This window comes from Streptomyces sp. VTCC 41912 (assembly GCF_045799175.1).
GTDB lineage: Bacteria > Actinomycetota > Actinomycetes > Streptomycetales > Streptomycetaceae > Streptomyces > Streptomyces albulus_C.
The window spans coordinates 319,685-336,226 of sequence record NZ_JBJMAB010000002.1 but is presented as its reverse complement, the minus strand read 5'-3'; the positions used below and the strand labels follow the sequence as shown (position 1 = coordinate 336,226).

The 16,542-nt window shown below is 73.8% G+C and carries 13 protein-coding genes; 8 read left to right on the top strand and 5 right to left on the bottom strand.

Annotated elements, in window-relative coordinates; genetic code table 11:
- Positions 1–114 precede the first annotated feature (114 nt).
- The 6 genes from ACJ6WD_RS04875 (at position 115) to ACJ6WD_RS04850 (ending at position 7,512) form a co-directional block, all read left to right on the top strand.
- Positions 115–1,590: an aldehyde dehydrogenase family protein gene (locus ACJ6WD_RS04875; RefSeq protein ID WP_233657135.1), complete on the top strand. Its 1,476-nt coding sequence runs from the start codon at positions 115–117 to the stop codon at positions 1,588–1,590.
- Positions 1,591–1,660: 70 nt separating this feature from the next.
- A complete protein-coding gene (locus tag ACJ6WD_RS04870; RefSeq protein WP_233657091.1) occupies positions 1,661–3,202 on the top strand; it encodes a GMC family oxidoreductase in 1,542 nt (513 codons plus the stop codon).
- Entirely contained in the window at positions 3,202–4,344 is a 1,143-nt protein-coding gene (locus tag ACJ6WD_RS04865; protein WP_233657090.1) for a glycine betaine/L-proline ABC transporter ATP-binding protein, read from the top strand. The genes ACJ6WD_RS04870 and ACJ6WD_RS04865 overlap by 1 nt, the downstream gene beginning before the upstream one ends.
- Complete coding sequence (locus ACJ6WD_RS04860) at positions 4,341–4,514, top strand: hypothetical protein (RefSeq protein ID WP_157955311.1); 174 nt, start codon at positions 4,341–4,343, stop codon at positions 4,512–4,514. Before ACJ6WD_RS04865 ends, ACJ6WD_RS04860 begins: the two co-directional genes overlap by 4 nt.
- A complete protein-coding gene (locus ACJ6WD_RS04855; protein WP_233657089.1) occupies positions 4,511–6,505 on the top strand; it encodes an ABC transporter permease subunit in 1,995 nt (664 codons plus the stop codon). Before ACJ6WD_RS04860 ends, ACJ6WD_RS04855 begins: the two co-directional genes overlap by 4 nt.
- Before the next feature lie 2 nt (positions 6,506–6,507).
- Entirely contained in the window at positions 6,508–7,512 is a 1,005-nt protein-coding gene (locus ACJ6WD_RS04850; protein ID WP_233657088.1) for an ABC transporter substrate-binding protein, read from the top strand.
- Positions 7,513–7,627: 115 nt separating this feature from the next.
- Here the strand turns inward: ACJ6WD_RS04850 and ACJ6WD_RS04845 are convergent, their stop codons facing one another.
- Positions 7,628–8,377, bottom strand: a complete 750-nt coding sequence (locus tag ACJ6WD_RS04845; protein ID WP_233657085.1) for a BPL-N domain-containing protein — start codon at positions 8,375–8,377, stop codon at positions 7,628–7,630.
- Between the two features lie 6 nt (positions 8,378–8,383).
- Positions 8,384–12,571 carry a Pls/PosA family non-ribosomal peptide synthetase gene (locus ACJ6WD_RS04840; RefSeq protein WP_407615177.1) on the bottom strand — a complete coding sequence of 1,396 codons (4,188 nt, stop codon included), beginning with the start codon at positions 12,569–12,571 and terminating at the stop codon, positions 8,384–8,386.
- 239 nt (positions 12,572–12,810) lie between these two features.
- Here ACJ6WD_RS04840 and ACJ6WD_RS04835 point away from each other — a divergent pair, with 239 nt between their 5' ends.
- Entirely contained in the window at positions 12,811–13,023 is a 213-nt protein-coding gene (locus ACJ6WD_RS04835) for a hypothetical protein (RefSeq protein WP_233657083.1), read from the top strand.
- Positions 13,024–13,074: 51 nt separating this feature from the next.
- Here ACJ6WD_RS04835 and fabV read toward each other — a convergent pair whose 3' ends face one another.
- Positions 13,075–14,292 carry an enoyl-[acyl-carrier-protein] reductase FabV gene (fabV, locus tag ACJ6WD_RS04830; protein WP_233657082.1) on the bottom strand — a complete coding sequence of 406 codons (1,218 nt, stop codon included), beginning with the start codon at positions 14,290–14,292 and terminating at the stop codon, positions 13,075–13,077.
- Positions 14,293–14,524: 232 nt separating this feature from the next.
- Here fabV and ACJ6WD_RS04825 point away from each other — a divergent pair, with 232 nt between their 5' ends.
- On the top strand, positions 14,525–15,763 hold the full coding sequence (locus ACJ6WD_RS04825) for a serine protease (protein WP_233657081.1): 1,239 nt from the start codon (positions 14,525–14,527) through the stop codon (positions 15,761–15,763).
- A 77-nt stretch (positions 15,764–15,840) separates the two neighbouring features.
- Here ACJ6WD_RS04825 and ACJ6WD_RS04820 read toward each other — a convergent pair whose 3' ends face one another.
- Together ACJ6WD_RS04820 and ACJ6WD_RS04815 are read right to left on the bottom strand one after the other, a co-directional pair.
- Positions 15,841–16,035: a DUF397 domain-containing protein gene (locus ACJ6WD_RS04820; RefSeq protein WP_407615176.1), complete on the bottom strand. Its 195-nt coding sequence runs from the start codon at positions 16,033–16,035 to the stop codon at positions 15,841–15,843.
- 4 nt (positions 16,036–16,039) lie between these two features.
- Positions 16,040–16,330: a hypothetical protein gene (locus tag ACJ6WD_RS04815; protein WP_407615175.1), complete on the bottom strand. Its 291-nt coding sequence runs from the start codon at positions 16,328–16,330 to the stop codon at positions 16,040–16,042.
- Positions 16,331–16,542: the final 212 nt, after the last annotated feature.

Sequence of the window (16,542 nt, the reverse complement as noted above, 5' to 3'; positions counted from 1 at the left end):
ACCAGTGATGAACACCGGAGCAGCCCGGACCGCCGGCGCAACTCACCGGTAAGCGGAAGGCAGAAGGACGTCGTGTCGGGAACCGAGACAAGCGAGACCATTCACGTAGGCGGGGTGTGGCGGGCGGCTGCATCCGGTGCCACGCGCGAGGTCCTGGACCCCGCCGACGCCACGACGCTCCAGGTGGTCGCCGAGGGCGGTGCCGAGGACGCCGACGCGGCGGTGGCGGCGGCCAAGGCGGCCTTCGACGGCGGCGCGGGGGCGTGGCCCCGCACGTCCGCGGGTGAGCGGGCGGCGCTGCTGCGCCGGGTCGCCGACCTGCTCCAGCGCGACCGCGAGCAGATCGCGCTGATCGAGAGCCGGGACACCGGCAAGACCCTGGAGGAGGGCCGGGTCGACGTCGACGACGTCACCAACGCCTTCCGCTACTTCGCCGACCTCGTCGTCAACGAGAGCGGCGGCCGGGTCGTCGACGCCGGTTCGCCGGACGTGCACAGCGTCGTGGTGCACGAGCCGGTCGGCGTCTGCGCGCTGATCACCCCGTGGAACTACCCGCTGCTCCAGGCGAGTTGGAAGGTCGCGCCGGCGCTGGCGACCGGCAACACCTTCGTCATCAAGCCGAGCGAGGTCACCCCGCTCTCCACGGTGCACCTGGTCCGGCTGCTGGTCGAGGCGGGTCTGCCGGCGGGCGTCGCCAACATCGTCACCGGCGCCGGGCTGCCGGTCGGCCAGCGGCTGGCCGAGCACCCGGACGTGGACCTGTTCTCCTTCACCGGTGGCCTGGCCAGCGGCACGAAGGCGGGTGCGGCGGCGGTCTCCGGCGCCAAGAAGATCGCCCTGGAACTGGGCGGCAAGAACCCCAACGTGGTCTTCGCCGACGCCTGCGCGACCGACGAGGGCTTCGACACCGCCGTCGACCAGGCGCTGAACGCGGCGTTCATCCACAGCGGGCAGGTGTGCTCGGCCGGTGCCCGGCTGATCATCGAGGAGTCGGTGCGCGACCGCTTCGTCGCCGAACTCGCCCGCCGCGCCGAGAAGATCAAGCTGGGAAGGGGCACCGAACAGGGCGTGGAGTGCGGCCCGTTGGTCTCCCAGCAGCAGTTGGACAAGGTCGAGGCGTACGTCGCCTCCGCGCTGGCCGAGGGCGCCAACCTGCGCTGCGGCGGCGCCCGCCCCGAGCCCAGCGACGTCCGGCCGGCCACCGGCTACTTCTACCGGCCGACCGTGCTGGACGGCTGCCACCGCGGGATGAAGGTCGTCCGCGAGGAGACCTTCGGGCCGATCCTCACCGTCGAGACCTTCACCACCGAGGACGAAGCCGTCACGCTGGCCAACGACACCGAGTACGGGCTGGCCGGTGCGGTCTTCTCCGCCGACACCGCCCGCGCCCGCCGGGTCGCGGCCCGTCTGCGGCACGGCACGGTGTGGATCAACGACTACCACCCCTACCTCCCGCAGGCCGAATGGGGCGGCTTCGGGAAGTCCGGCATCGGGCGCGAGCTCGGCCCGACCGGGCTCGACGAGTACCGGGAGAGCAAGCACGTCTACGAGAACCTGCGGCCCCAGCCCGTCCGTTGGTTCGCCGGCTGACCGGTCCGTCCCCGGCCCGGGCGGTCGCCGCCCGGGCCCCGCGCGCACTTCGCAGTAAGGAGCACCCCCCATGCCCGTGTACGACTACGTAGTCGTCGGCGGTGGCACCGCCGGATCCGTCATCGCCTCCCGCCTCACCGAGGATCCGCACACCACCGTCGCCGTGATCGAGGGCGGTCCCACCGACATCGACCGCGAGGACGTCCTGACGCTGCGCAAGTGGCTCGGCCTGCTCGGCGGCGACCTGGACTACGAGTACACGACCACCGAGCAGCCCCGCGGCAACTCGCACATCCTGCACAGCCGCGCCAAGGTCCTCGGCGGCTGCTCGTCGCACAACACGCTGATCTCCTTCAAGCCGCTGCCCTCGGACTGGGACGAGTGGGCGGCGGCCGGTGCGACCGGCTGGGGCGCGAACGAGATGGACCCCTACTTCGGCAAGCTGCGCAACAACATCGTGCGGGTGGCCAAGAAGGACCAGAACCAGATCGCCACCGACTGGATCGAGGCGACGAAGACCGCCCTCGGCGTCCCGGAGGTCGTCGGCTTCAACGACCGGCCCTTCGAGGAGGGCGTCGGCTTCTTCGACCTCGCCTACCACCCGGAGAACAACAAGCGCTCCTCCGCCTCCGTCGCCTACCTCCACCCCCACATGGAGGCCGGCGACCGGCCCAACCTCACGCTGATGCTGGAGACCTGGGCGCACAAGCTGGAACTGGACGGCACCACCGCCAAGGGCGTCCACGTCCGCACCAAGGACGGCGAGGAGGTCTACGTCGAGGCCGCCCGCGAGGTGCTGGTGTGCGCCGGCGCGGTGGACACCCCGCGGCTGCTGATGCACTCCGGCATCGGCCCCAAGAAGGACCTGGAGGCGCTCGGCATCCCCTGCGTCCTGGACCTGCCGGGCGTCGGCGAGAACCTCATCGACCACCCCGAGTCGGTCATCGTCTGGGAGACCAACGGGCCGATCCCCGGCAACTCCGCGATGGACTCGGACGCCGGTCTGTTCGTGAAGCGGGACCCGGACCACAAGGGCCCGGACCTGATGTTCCACTTCTACCAGATCCCGTTCACCGACAACCCGGAGCGACTGGGCTACGAGCGGCCCGAGCACGGCGTCTCGATGACCCCCAACATCCCCAAGTCCCGCGCCCGCGGCCGGCTCTACCTCACCTCCGCCGACCCCGAGGTCAAGCCCGCCCTGGACTTCAAGTACTTCGAGGACGAGGGCGACTACGACGGGCGGACCCTCGTCGACGGCATCAAGCTGGCCCGCAAGGTCGCCGAGGCCGAGCCGTTCAAGAAGTGGCTCAAGCGGGAGGTCTTCCCCGGCCCCGAGGTCACCGACGACGCGGAGATCAGCGAGCTGGTCCGCAAGGCCGCGCACACCGTCTACCACCCGGCCGGCACCTGCAAGATGGGCGCCGAGGACGACCGGCTCGCCGTCGTCGACCCGGAGCTGAAGATCCGCGGCCTGTCCGGCATCCGCATCGCCGACGCCTCCGTCTTCCCGACGATGCCCGCGGTGAACCCGATGATCGGCGTGCTGATGGTGGGGGAGAAGTGCGCCGAACTGCTCCGCGCGGCCTCGACCCAGGGGGGTGATGCGTGATGACCGGTTCCTCCGTCGACGCCGCTGCCGTCCCCAACCCCCGCAAGGACACGGCCGGTTCGGCCGCGGACGGCGCGGGCGAGCAGCCCGTGGTGTTCTCCGTGCGCCACCTGTGGAAGGTCTTCGGGCCGAAGGCCGAACGCATCCCCGACGACGCCGCGGTCACCGAGCTCAGCGCCCGGGAGCTGCGCGAGCAGACCGGCTGCACCGCCGCCGTCCGCGACGTCTCCTTCGACGTCCGCAAGGGCGAGGTCTTCGTGGTCATGGGGCTGTCCGGCTCCGGCAAGTCCACCCTCGTCCGCTGCCTGACCCGGCTGATCGAGCCGACCAGCGGCGTGCTGGAGATGGACGGCGAGGACGTCCGCGCCATGGACCGCACCGCGCTGCGCGAACTGCGCCGCCGCCGGGCCGCCATGGTCTTCCAGCACTTCGGCCTGCTGCCGCACCGCACCGTCGTCGACAACGTCGCCTACGGCCTGGAGATCCAGGGCATGGGCAAGTCCGAACGCCGCGAGAAGGCCGCCGAGATGGTCGACAAGGTCGGCCTGGCCGGCCTGGAGAAGCGCCGCCCCGGCCAGCTCTCCGGCGGCCAGCAGCAGCGGGTCGGCCTGGCCCGCGCGCTCGCCGTGGACCCCGAAGTCCTGCTGTTCGACGAGCCGTTCAGCGCGCTCGACCCGCTCATCCGGCGCGACATGCAGGAGGAGGTGGTCCGCCTGCACCGCGAGGAGGGGCGGACCATGGTCTTCATCACCCACGACCTGGCCGAGGCGCTGCGGATCGGCGACCGGATCGCCCTGATGCGCGACGGGCAGATCGTCCAGCTGGGCACCCCCGAGGAGATCGTCGGCTCGCCCGCCGACGACTACGTCCGCGACTTCGTCCGGGACGTCCCGCGCGAGCAGGTGCTGACCGTGCGCCGCGCGATGCGCCCCGCGGAGGCCGGCGAGGCCGAGGCGGGCCCCGCGCTCGCCCCCGACACCCTGATCTCCGACGCCATCGAGGCGGTGGCCCGCTCCGGCGGCCCGGCCCGCGTCGTCGACGACGGCCGCTGCCTGGGCGTCGTGGACAGCGCCTGCCTGCTGAACGTCGTGGCCCGGATATCCCAGCCGCACCATGACGCGTCGGGGGAGGTGGCCGCATGATGTACGCCGCCGCACCCCACCGCGGCGCCGCCCGCGCCGTCGCCCCCCGCGCGCCCGCCGCGAGCCCCCGGGCCCGCCTGCGCGCCGCCCTCCTGCGCCAGTGGCGCCAGGCCCAGCGGGCCGCCGCGCTGAACGTGGCGGCCGGCACCGTGAAGCGGGGCCGCGCATGAGCACCGCCGCACCCCCCACCACTCCCGGCGTGCTCGGCGCCGGCAAGCCCGGCCCCCTCCAGGGCCTGTTGCGCCGCCGCGGCCTCGCCAAGCTCCTGCTGCTCGCCGTCGCCGCGGCCGTGCTCGTCCCGCTCGCCGCGGCCGCCTGGCCCGGCGGTGCCTGGCCCACCGCGCTGACCGTGGACCTCTCCGGACCGCTCGACCACGTCAGCAACTGGATCATCGACAACCGCGACAGCAACTGGCTGTTCGTCTACGTCCTGGGCCACCTCAGCAACGCCGTGGTGCTCTCCGTCCGCGGCGTCTACCTGCTGCTGCTCGCCCTCGGCTGGACCGGTGTGACGGCCGGTGTGACGCTGCTGGCCTGGCGCGTCGCCGGCCTGCGGATCGCCGCCGTCGCGCTGGTGTCCTTCCTGGCCAGCGGGGCCCTGGGGATGTGGGTCCCGACCATGCAGACGCTGGCCCTGATGATCGTGGCGGTGCTCGCCTCGGTCGTCGTCGGCGCGCTGCTCGGCCTCGCCGCCGGCCTGTCCCCGCGGCTCTTCAAGCTCCTGCGCCCGGTCCTCGACACCATGCAGGTGCTCCCGGCCTTCGCGTACCTCCTGCCGGTCGTGCTGGTCTTCGGCATCGGCGTGCCCGCCGCGCTGCTGGCCACCGTGATCTACGCGGCGCCGCCGATGGCCCGGCTCACCGCGCTCGGCCTGCGCGGCGCGGACGCCGGCGTGCTGGAGGCGGTCTCCTCGCTCGGCGCCACCGGACGCCAGCGGCTGCTCACCGCGCGCCTGCCGCTGGCCCGCAAGGAACTGCTGCTGGGCGTCAACCAGACGATCATGATGGCGCTGTCCATGGCCGTGATCGCCTCGATGATCGGCGCCGCCGGCCTCGGCGACCGCGTCTACCAGGCGCTCGCCTCGGTCGACGTCGGCTCCGCGCTGGCCGCCGCCATCCCGATCGTGCTGCTGGCCATCGTCATGGACCGCACCACCGCCGCGGCCGGCGAGAAGCTGGGCGCGGCCCCGTCCGCCGCCGGCCCCCGGCTGCTGCGCGGCTGGCCCGCCTGGGTCGGCATCGCCGCGGTCACCGCGGTGGTCGCGCTCGTCGGCCGCCTGGCCGGTTCCACCATCTGGCCGGCCGGCGCCACGTTCGCCATCGCCCGGCCGGTCAACGACGTCAAGGAGTGGATGGTCAACCACCTCTACTCCGGTGTCCCGGTCGTCGGCGGCACCGCCGACTGGGCCGCGCACTTCACCAACTGGGTCCTCAACCCGCTGCGGGACGGCCTGACCGCCCTGCCCTGGTACGGCGTGCTGCTCGTCGTCGCCGCCCTCGCCTGGCTCATCGGCACCTGGCGCACCGCGCTCACCGCCGTGCTGGCCATGGCCGCCATCGGCGTGCTGGGCGTGTGGAAGCCGTCCATGGACACCCTCTCGCAGGTGCTGGCCGCCCTGGTCGTCACCCTGGTGCTGGGCGTCGGCGTCGGCATCCTCGCGGCCGGCAGCAAGCGCTTCGAGGCGGTGCTGCGCCCGGTCCTGGACGTCATGCAGACCATGCCGCAGTTCGTCTACCTGATCCCGGTCGTGGCGCTGTTCGCGGTGGGTCGCGCGCCGGCCGCCGCCGCGGCGGTCGTCTACGCCCTGCCGGCGGTCATCCGGATCACCACCCAGGGCCTGCGCCAGGTGGACCCCGGCGCCATGGAGTCCGCCCGCTCGCTCGGCGCCACCCGCTGGCAGACCCTCCGCCAGGTCCAACTGCCGCTCGCCCGGCCGGCGTTGCTGCTGGCCGTCAACCAGGGCGTGGTCCTGGTGCTGGCCGTCGTCATCATCGGCGGTCTGGTCGGCGGCGGGGCCCTCGGCTACGACGTGGTCACCGGCCTGGCCACCGGCGACCTCGCCATCGGCCTGGTCGCCGGCGTCGCCATCGTGTGCCTGGGCCTGATGCTCGACCGGGTCACCCAGCCCACGGAACGGCGCACGACCGGGAAGGGAGCCTGACCATGTCCCGCACTCCGACACGCGCCCGGGCGCTGACCAAGGCGCTGGCCGCCACGGCCGCGACCGGGGCCCTGCTGGTGTCCCTGTCCGCCTGCGGCAAGGCCGACATGACCAAGCAGGCGTCCCCGTTCGCCGCGGCCAAGGGATCCAAGTCGGTGACCCTGTCCGTGCAGACCTGGGTCGGCGCCCAGGCCAACGTCGCGGTGGCGAAGTACCTGCTCGAACACGAGCTGGGCTACCACGTCGACACCGTCCAGGTCGACGAGATCCCCGCCTGGGACGCGCTCAGCCAGGGCCGGGTCGACGCCATCCTGGAGGACTGGGGCCACCCCGACCAGGAGAAGCGCTACGTCCAGGACAAGAAGACCATCACCGCCGGCGGCGGCAACGGCGTCACCGGCCACATCGGCTGGTGGGTCCCGAAGTACTGGGCGGACGCGCACCCCGACGTCACCGACTGGAAGAACCTCAACAAGTACGCCAAGCAGCTCCGCACCTCGGAGAGCGGCGACAAGGGCCAGTTGATGGACGGTTCGCCGTCCTACGTCACCAACGACAAGGCGCTGGTGAAGAACCTCGGCCTGAACTACCAGGTCGTCTTCGCCGGCTCCGAGGCCGCCCAGATCACCCAGATCCAGCAGTTCGCCAAGCAGAAGAAGCCGTTCCTCACCTACTGGTACGAACCGCAGTGGCTCTTCAACCAGGTGCCGATGGTGGAGGTCAAGCTCCCTCCGTACACCGACGCCTGCGCGGCGAAGGGGGCCAAGGACCCGCAGTCCATCGACTGCGCGTACCCCACCACCCCGCTCCAGAAGTACTTCAACACCGACTTCGCCAAGAGCGGCAGCTCCGCGGCGCGGTTCCTGAAGAACTTCCACTGGGACAAGAAGGACCAGAACGAGGTCTCCGAAATGATCGCCTCCAACGGCCTCCCGGCCGACGAGGCGGCCAAGAAGTGGGTGGACGAACACCCCGACGTGTGGAAGCCCTGGCTGACGAAGAAGTAGCCGCCGCACCCCGTCCTCCGCACCCGGGCGGGGCCGTCATCCGACGGTCCCGCCCGGCGTCGTTCGCGGCCTCCTGGGGTCTCAACTCGGCTTCAGGTCAAGGGCGTTCGGTCGGTCAGTCCGCGAGCAGTTCGTCCACCAGGTCCACCGCCAGGTCGTGGGTGTGGTGCACCGGGAGGCCCTCGTCGAGGAACCAGTCGTCGGTGGCCTCGGGGTGGGGGCCGACGACGGCGATCTTGCCGGCGCCGCAGGGGGCGACGACGGCGGCCACGGTGCCGTTGGGGTAGGTGGCCAGGACGGTGGCGGTGGCTCCCGGGTCGAGGAGGAAGTGCGGGCCGTCCTGGAAGTAGACGGTGCGGGGCAGACCGCGCCACCGGGTCTCCACGACGGTGTCGCCGTCGTGGGTGACGGTCGCGCCGGGCGTGACGATGTACTGGTCGGTGTCGCCGGGCAGCAGGTCGAAGCCGGGGTCGTCGCCGGCCAGGTAGCCGCCCAGGCAGAAGCCGAGGTAGCGGCCGCCGCCCCGGACGTAGGCGCGGATCTCGTCACCGTGCTTGCGCAGCCGGCGGTAGGCGGGGCCGAGCGAGCCGCCGCCGGGCTGCGCGTAGAGGTGCGCGTGTGCCAGGGACGTCAGGGACAGCGGGACGTCCTCGGACGGGCCGGTGTAGCGCACGTCGAGGTCCCAGGGGCCGGCCTCCAACAGTGCGGCGACGGCCTCGGAGCAGCCGGCGGGGCGGGCCGCCGGTCCGCGGTAGACCAGGGCCAGGCGGCGTCCGCCGGGGGCGGGCAGCGGCGGGGTCTCCGCCTCGGTGCGGGCGCCGAAGGCCCGGCGGACGGAGTCGAGGAAGCGGGTGGGGGGAGACATGGGCGCTCACCGTGCAGGACTGGTGGGGTGGGGGGTCAACTCGGGGGACGGGCGCGCGCCGCCCCGGAGGGCCAGGCCCTGGACGGGGATGCCGCGCCACGCGGTGCCGGGGGTGAGGTACTCGCCCTTCATGACCAGGGAGAGCGCGTCGAGCCAGACGCCCTCGCCGACGACGCCGTCGTAGAGCACCACCGAGCGGCTGCCGACGGACGCGCCGGCCTGGACGGTGACCTTCGACATCTTCATGACCCGGTCCTCGAACAGGTGCGTCTGCAAGCTCACGCCGGCGCCGATCGCCGCGTCGTCGCCGATGTCGACCAGGTCGAACTCGGTGAGGAAGGTGGTGCCGAGCCACGTCCGGCGGCCGATCCGGGCGCCGAACAGCCGCAGCGCCGGCGGCAGGAACGGGGTGCCGGCCAGGGGCGCGAGGGCGACCGGCACGGCGGCCGCCTCGTACAGGCCGGTGACGAACTCGCTGCGGCGCACGAACCAGCTCCACAGCGGCTCCGTGCGGGGCCGGTAGCGGCCGATGACCAGGCGCTTCAGCAGGGCGCAGGCGACGACGACGGCGAGCCCGCTGGCCATCAGCAGGAGCGGGGCGAGGAACAGGGGGATGGCCCGGGAGGGCGCGCGGGCGACGGCGGAGAGCGCGAGGAGGAACAGGAAGGTGGCGGCGCCCAGCAGGGACGCCGGCAGCGTGGCGCGCAGGTACTCGATGGCCAGGCGGCGGCGGACCGCCTTGCGGGTGGGGCTGAAGGTCAGTTCCTCGGGGAAGGTGCCGCTGCTCTGGCGCTGGGGCAGGCGGATCGCGGGGGAGCCCAGCCAGGAGGTGCCGGGGGGCACGTCGGCGCCGGGCGGGACGGTGCCGACGCCGATCAGGGACCCGGGCCCGGTGCGCGTCCCGGCCGGCAGGTACGCCGCGTTGCCGAGGAACGCGCGGCGGCCGACCTCGGTGCGGCGGCAGGTGACCCGGCCGCCGGCGAACGTCGCGCCGCCCACCCCCGCCATGTCCGCCACGAAGCTGCCCTCGCCGAGGGTGAGCAGGTCCGGGTCGAGGTGGGCGGCGGTGGAGACCTCGGCGCCCGGACCGATCCGGGCGCCCAGCAGCCGCAGCCAGGGGACGGTGTAGAGGGTGGCGTAGAGGGAGTTGGTGAAGGTGAGGCTGGACTCCAGCAGCTTGTCGGAGAGCCACTTGCGGACGCCCAGGGCGGAGCGCACCGGGTGCGTGCCGACCGGGGTGCGGGGCAGCACCAGCCGCTTGGCGCAGGCGATCGCCGCACAGACGGCGAGGACGTAGAGCGGCGCCGCGAGGACCAGGGTGACCGCGACGGCCGGGCCGCTGCCCCAGGCCAGCCAGACGCACCACACCAGCGCGGAGCCCGGCACCAGGACGGCCAGGGTGAGGAGTTCGAGGAAGGCGACGCCGAGCACCGCGGCGGCGACGTGCCGCGCCCGGCCGTGCTCGGTCGTGCCGCCGGCCCGCAACATGTCCTCCACGTGCGGGTCCAGGGCCGGCACCGGGGCGGGCGGCGAGCCGGCCCAGCGGGCACCGGGCGGCACCACCTCCCCCTGCCCGACCACCGACTGTTCGCCGAGGCCGGCCCCCGCCGCCAGCCGGGCGCCGGGCTCCAGCACCGCGTGCGCCCCCACGTAGGCGCGCGGCCCGATGTCGATCGGGGCGACGGTCACCCAGCCGTCCGCCACCCGCCAGGCCCGCAGCGTGACGCCGTAGCCGATCGCGGCGTCCGCGCCGATCCGGAGCAGCGCCGGCAGCGGGACGACGCCGGTGGCGATGGTCGTCCGCGGCCCGATCCGGGCGCCCAGCAGCCGCAGGTAACGGCCCATCAGCGGCGAGCCGCTCAGCGCGGGCAGCGGGCTGACGCTCAGCAGGAGGGAGAGCGCCCACAGGCGGAGGTAGGTCGCGCCCCACAACGGGTAGCGGCCCGCGCGGATACCGGCCGCCAGCGGGCGGGCGAGGACCACCGGCAGCAGCCAGCGGACGCCGAAGTAGCTGATCAGCACGGCCAGTACGGGCCGCAGCGGCAGCGCATCCTCGCTGGTGAAGTCGCCGTTCGCCCAGCTGAAGACGGTGACCAGCGGCAGGGTCAGGACGAACAGCAGGAGGTAGATCGAGGCGGCTTGGGCCAGGCCGGCGACGGCGATCCGGGCCCGACCGGGCCGCAGCGGGCGCGGCCGCACCGGTACCTCGCCGGCGGCCCCGGCACCGCTGCCGCCGCCTGCCGCACGGTCACCGCTCCCCGGCCCCGCGCCGACCGACCCGCCGCCTGCCCCGACCCCGGCCCCGGCCTCCGCGCCGCCCGGTGCGCCCAGGTGGGCCGCGAGCCCGCGCACCGTCGGATGGGCGTAGACGTCGCGCAGGGCGGCGCCGGCGGCGAGGTCGCGGCTGCGCAGCAACGACACGACCTGCGCGGCGAGCAACGAGTGCCCGCCGAGGTCGTCGAAGAAGTCCGCCTCGGTGGAAAGCGCCTCGGGCCCCATGCCGAAGACCTCGGCCCACACGTCCCGCACCCGCGCCTCCCACGCGCCCCGCGGCGGCGTCACCCGGCCGCCGACGCCCAGGCGCCGGCCGGTCGGTGCGGGCAGCCGCCGGCGGTCCACCTTGCCGCTCGGCAGGGCCGGCAGCTCGGTCAGGACGTCGAGGAACGGCGGCACCATGTAGGCGGGGAGCCGGTGCCGCAGCCGCTGGTGCAGCCGGGCGACCAGCGCGTCCCCGTCCGCCGTGCCGGCCTGCCCGGCGCCGTCCGGTGCCAGCACCACGTACGCGGACAACTCCCTCTCCTCGGCCCCGTCGTCGCGGGCCGGCGGCGCCACCAGCGCGGTCGCCGCCTCGGCCACCCCGGGGTCCTCCAGCAGGACGTTGTCGATCTCGCCGAGGTCGATCCGGTAGCCCCGCACCTTCACCTCGTCGTCGGCCCGCCCCAGGAACTCGATCTCCCCGTCGGCGGCGCGCCGGCCCAGGTCGCCGGTGCGGTAGAGCCGCCCGCCGTGCGGGGCCAGCGGGTGCGTGACGAAGCGCTCCGCGGTCAGTTCCGGGCGCCGCACGTAGCCGCGGGCGACGCCCGGGCCGCCCACGCAGATCTCGCCCACCGCCCCGTCCGGCACCGGTTCGCGCCGGTCGTCCAGGAGCACCGCGGTGTACGTGGGCACCGGCCGGCCGATCGTCACCGGGCGGCCCGGCCGGAGTTCGGCGACGGTGGCGGTGACGGTGGTCTCGGTCGGCCCGTAGGTGTTGAGGATCCGGCGGCCCGGCCGGCTCCACCGCTCGACCAGCCGGGCCGGGCAGGGCTCGCCGCCCACCACGATGCTGCGCACCGCCGGCAGCTCCCAGTCCCGGGGGATGGTCGCCAGCAGCGTCGGCACGCAGTAGAAGAGCGTGGTCGCGGACGTCTCCAGCACGCCGGCCAGTTCGGCGCCGAGCCGCGCCCCGGCCCCGACGGGACCCGCGACGAGGGTCGCGCCGACCGCCCAGGTGGGCCAGATCTCCTCGATCGAGAAGTCGAAGGAGAGGGTCATGCCCTGGTAGACGCGGTCGTCGGGGCGCACGTCGTAGACGCCGGGGATCACGTCGAGGAAGTTGCAGATGCTGGAGTGCGCGATGGCCACGCCCTTGGGGCGGCCGCTGGAGCCCGAGGTGTACATGATGTACGCCAGCGGGTCGTCGGGGTCCTCGGCCTCCGGGCCCGGGGGCGCCGGCGGGCGGCCGGGCACCGGGTCCGCGGCGGGGGCCGGCGCCGGCCGCGGTCGGGTGCCGGGCGCGGTGGCCAACTCGGCGGCCAGCGCGTCGAGCCGCACCACGGGCGCCGGCCGTCCGGCCACCGATCCGGCCAGCTCCGTCACCGTCAGCACCGCGTCCACCCCGGCGTCCGCCGCGATGAACGCGACCCGGTCGGCGGGCGCCGCCGGGTCGATCGGGACGAACGCCGCGCCCGCCTTGCCCACCGCCAGCAGCGCCACGTACATGTCCACCGACCGCGGCACCAGGAGCGCGACCCGGGAGCCCGTCCCGATGCCCTGTCCGATGAGGTGGTGGGCGAGCCGGTTGGCCCGGGCGTCGAGGGCGGCGTAGGTCAGGACGTGCGGCCCGCACTCCAGGGCGGTCGCCGCGGGCATGCGGTCGCAGGTGGACTCGAAGAGGTCGGATAGCCGCCTCCCGGTCCGCCTGGTCGTGCCCATGACTCCATCGCAGCGCCGATCACCGGTGATCGCATGTCGGCCCCGGGGAACCCCGTTGACCTGGGCTTTCCCCGCGAAGTGCGGGCCGTCCCGGCGGCGGTCAGCGACGGTCCCGCCCGTCACCCGATCGTATGGCCGCGGACCCGCCGGGCCACCGTGCCGGCCCGCGGCGCTCCAGGCTGGGACGCGCCCCAGACCCGCCCGGGGATCGACCCGGCGCACGAAAGGCCCGGCCCGTCATGCCCCTGCCGCCGCCGCACTGCCCGACCCTCGACTGTCACGACACCCTGTGGAAGGACACCGCCACCACCGAGGTCCACTGGGACAACTGGCGCTGGTGGTGCCGGCGCTGCGACAAGAAGTGGTACCCGACCCGCGAGCAGGTCGAGCAGTACCGGCACGGCGTGGGGGCGGGCCGCCTGGACCCCCGGGTGCCGGCCCGCCCCTGCTGACGCGGCCCGGCCGACCCGCCTACCGGGCCGGCCGACCGCACCCGCCGACCGTCAGGCCGACTCCTGCGGCCACGGCACCTCGGTGGCCACCGGCGCGCCGTAGTCCACGCCGGGCACCGCGAAGCCGTAGAGGCGGTGCACCTCGCCGTGGAACCAGTCCAGGTCGGCGAGTTCGGCGATGTTCTCCGTCGTGGCACGCTGCCACCGCTCGGCGACCGCGGCCTGCACCTGCGGCGTCAGCTCCCAGCGGTCCAGCCGGACCCGGCCCTCCTCGTCGAGGTCCAGCGGGCGGGCCCCGGTGAGCTGGTCCCACAACTCGCCGAGCTGCGCGGTCGGCGACACCACCTGCTCGCCCAGGACGCCGCGCAGCAGCCCGACGTAGAGCGCGATGCCGGGGATGGCGGTGGACGACTGGGTGACGGCGGCGCCGTTGACCGACGTCACCGCGCGCCCGCCGACCAGCTCGGACAGCCGCTTGTCCAGGGTGCGGGCGGTGCCCTCCAGGTGGGCCTTGGCGGCGCCGATGGTGCCCTTGCGGTAGATCGCCTCGGTCAGCGACGAGCCGATGTAGGACAGCGCCGCGGTGGAGAAGCCCTCGGCGAGCAGACCGCGGCCGGCCAGGTGGTCGATCCAGCGCTCCCAGTCGGCGCCGCCCATCACCGCCACGGTCTGGGCGATGTCCTCCTCGGTGGCCGGCGCGGTCTCCACCTCCTTGACCTCGGGCGCGCCCTCGCCGTCGAAGACCAGGGTCCTGGTGCGGGACGGCGCGCCGATCGGCTGGAGGACCGAGGCGTAGGTGGTGCCGGTCTCCGGGTCGGTGCGCCGTGGGGCGGCCACCGAGTAGATCAGGTGGTCCAGCTTCCCGCCGAACCGCTCCGCCACCAGGTCGGCGACCTGCTCCTTCAACGCGTCGGAGAACGCGTCCCCGTTGAGGAAGACCATGTCCCGCCCGGCCTCGCGGGCGAGTTCGGCGGTGGCCGCGGTGCGGTACCAGCCGGCGGTGGCGGTGCGCCGGGCACTGCCCGGCTTCTCGAAGCAGACGCCGATGCCGCGGATGCCGGCGCGCTTGAGGCCGGCGAGGGTGGCGGCCAGGCCGTAGCCGGCGGAGGAGCCGATGACGAGGGCCACCGGGCCGTCGGCCGGCGGCGGCGTGGTCGGGGCGGGCACGGCCTCCCACATGTCGGAGACCAGCTGCCGGCACCCGGCGGGGTGCGAGTCGAGGAAGAGGAACCCGCGGCTGCGGGGGCGGTCGATGACGCGGTCGGTCACGGTGCGGTCCTCGGGACGGTGCGAACAGGACACCGCCGATTGTCCCGATCTTCGGCCGGAGACGGCCCGCCGCCCCGCCCGGCGCGGCGGAACGGCATAGTAGGGCGCGGCCCCATCAGGGGCATGACAGTCAGCCCGCGACTGCCGTCAGGGGAGCACCGACCGGCGCCGGCGCCACCACCGTGCCGCGCCGTGCCGGGCGCGTCGTACGTACCAGGGGGGAACCACACCCATGCCGTCCACACCGGCCACGCCGTCCGCACCGTCCGCACCGTCCGGATCCTCCGCACCGTCCGGTCCGGCCGGACGCGCCCGCCGTCCGCGTCACGGTCGCGTCGCGTTCGCCGCCGCGGCCGCCGCCGTCCTGCTCGCCGCCACCGTGACCGCCTGCGGGCCCGACGGCAACTCCGCCGCCACGGGCGGGGGTTCGGCGTCCGGCAACCAGAAGGCCGGCGGCCTGCCCGACGACGCCCCGACCAGCATCGACGACCTGAAGAAGTGGAAGGACGGCGGCTGGAAGGACTGGGGCAAGTGGGCCCGCGAGGCCCGGGACTTCGCCAACCCGATCATCAAGGACCACTGGAAGGCCGACCGGATGGCGCAGGCCCAGGCGGCCCCCGACGTCGGCGTCCAGGCCGGCGCGGCGGTCGGCGGGTCCGGAGCCACCGACCCCGAACCCCGGCCGGTCACCGCCCAGGAGGTCGGCCGCCCCTACCACCGGAACATGGCCCCGGTCGGGAAGATCTTCTTCGACAGCCCCAAGGGCCCGATGGTCTGCTCCGGCACCATCGTCGAGGACCCGGCGCACCCGGGGAAGTCCAACCTGGTGTGGACCGCGGGCCACTGCGTCCACTCCGGCCGGCAGGGCGGCTGGATGCGCAACATCGTCTTCGTCCCGTCGTACAACGACACCGGCGTGCCGATGAGCCAGGTCGGCACCACCCCCACCCAGGAGGTCACCCCCTACGGCCGCTTCTGGGCGGACTGGATCAGCACCTCCGGTGAGTGGCTCGACATGGGCAGCACCGAGTCCGGCAACGCCGGTTCCGCGTACGACTTCGCGGTGCTGCACGTCCGCCCGGAGAACGGTGGCGGCAAGTCCCTCCAGGAGACCGTCGGCGCGGCCGCGCAGGTGTGGTTCAACGCCCCGCACGCGGACGGCATCAGCTCGATCAAGGCGTTCGGCTACCCCGCCGCGCCGCCCTACGACGGCGCCCGCATGATGTCCTGCTACGACCGCCCCGGCCGCCTCACCATGCAGCAGGGCACGCCGGCCATGGACCGGATCGGCTGCACCATGACCGGCGGCACCTCCGGCGGCGGCTGGTTCGTCGGCCGCAACGGCAAGCTGACGCTGATCTCCAACACCTCGATCAGCTCCAACGCCCACACCTGGCTCGCCGGCCCCTACCTGGGCCCGGAGGCGCAACGCGTCTTCGACTCGGTGAGCCGCAAGTTCGCGGGCCAGTAGGCCGGGTCGCCTTGGCTGTTCCACGACGGGCCCCGGTCCCCGCCGCCTCGCGCGGTGCGGACCGGGGCCCGTTCGCGTCAGTTGCGGTCGTCGCCCTTCAGCGCGTCGGTGAACGCGCTCCAGGCGTCGGCGGGGAAGAGGAGTTGGGGCCCGGCGGGGTCCTTGCTGTCGCGTATGGCGTGGCCGCCGGTGGTGGTGGCGATCTCTACACAGGCTCCGTCCTGGTTCGAGTACGAGGACTTCCGAAACACGCCCATGACCTCTGGCTTCATGTCTTCACTTCCTTGTGCGGCGGTCCGATCTCAAGGAGTTCCCGGCTGCGTCAAGCGCTTTCATCCGGTGGTAGCGCTGCTGGTCGAAGACGTTGACGTAGTGCGCAAGGCCCTTGGGGCCTTCTACCACGTTGGTGTGCGTGGGGCCGTCCGGGGGTGCTGCTTCCACGTTCGCCTCTGCCCCGAACGAGAAGCCCGATAACGAACTCGACATGCCGGCGAGAAGACCTGCCTCCTCGGAGAGCAGTTGGATCGTGACGCTCTGCCGTTCCCCGACGTCCTCCAGGCGAGTCAATTGCCCTTCCCGCACGTGCGGTGCGGCGCGCAGGTCCGCTCGTCCGCGTCCTCGACGCCGTAGAGGTCGAGAAGCGTGCGGAAGCCCCGACGCGGACGTGTGCCCGCTCTCCATGCGGCTGATCTTGGAGCCGCAAGTTCGCGGGCCAGTAGGCCGGGTCGCCTCGGTCGTTCCACGACGGGCCCCGGTCCCCGCCGCCTCGCGCGGTGCGG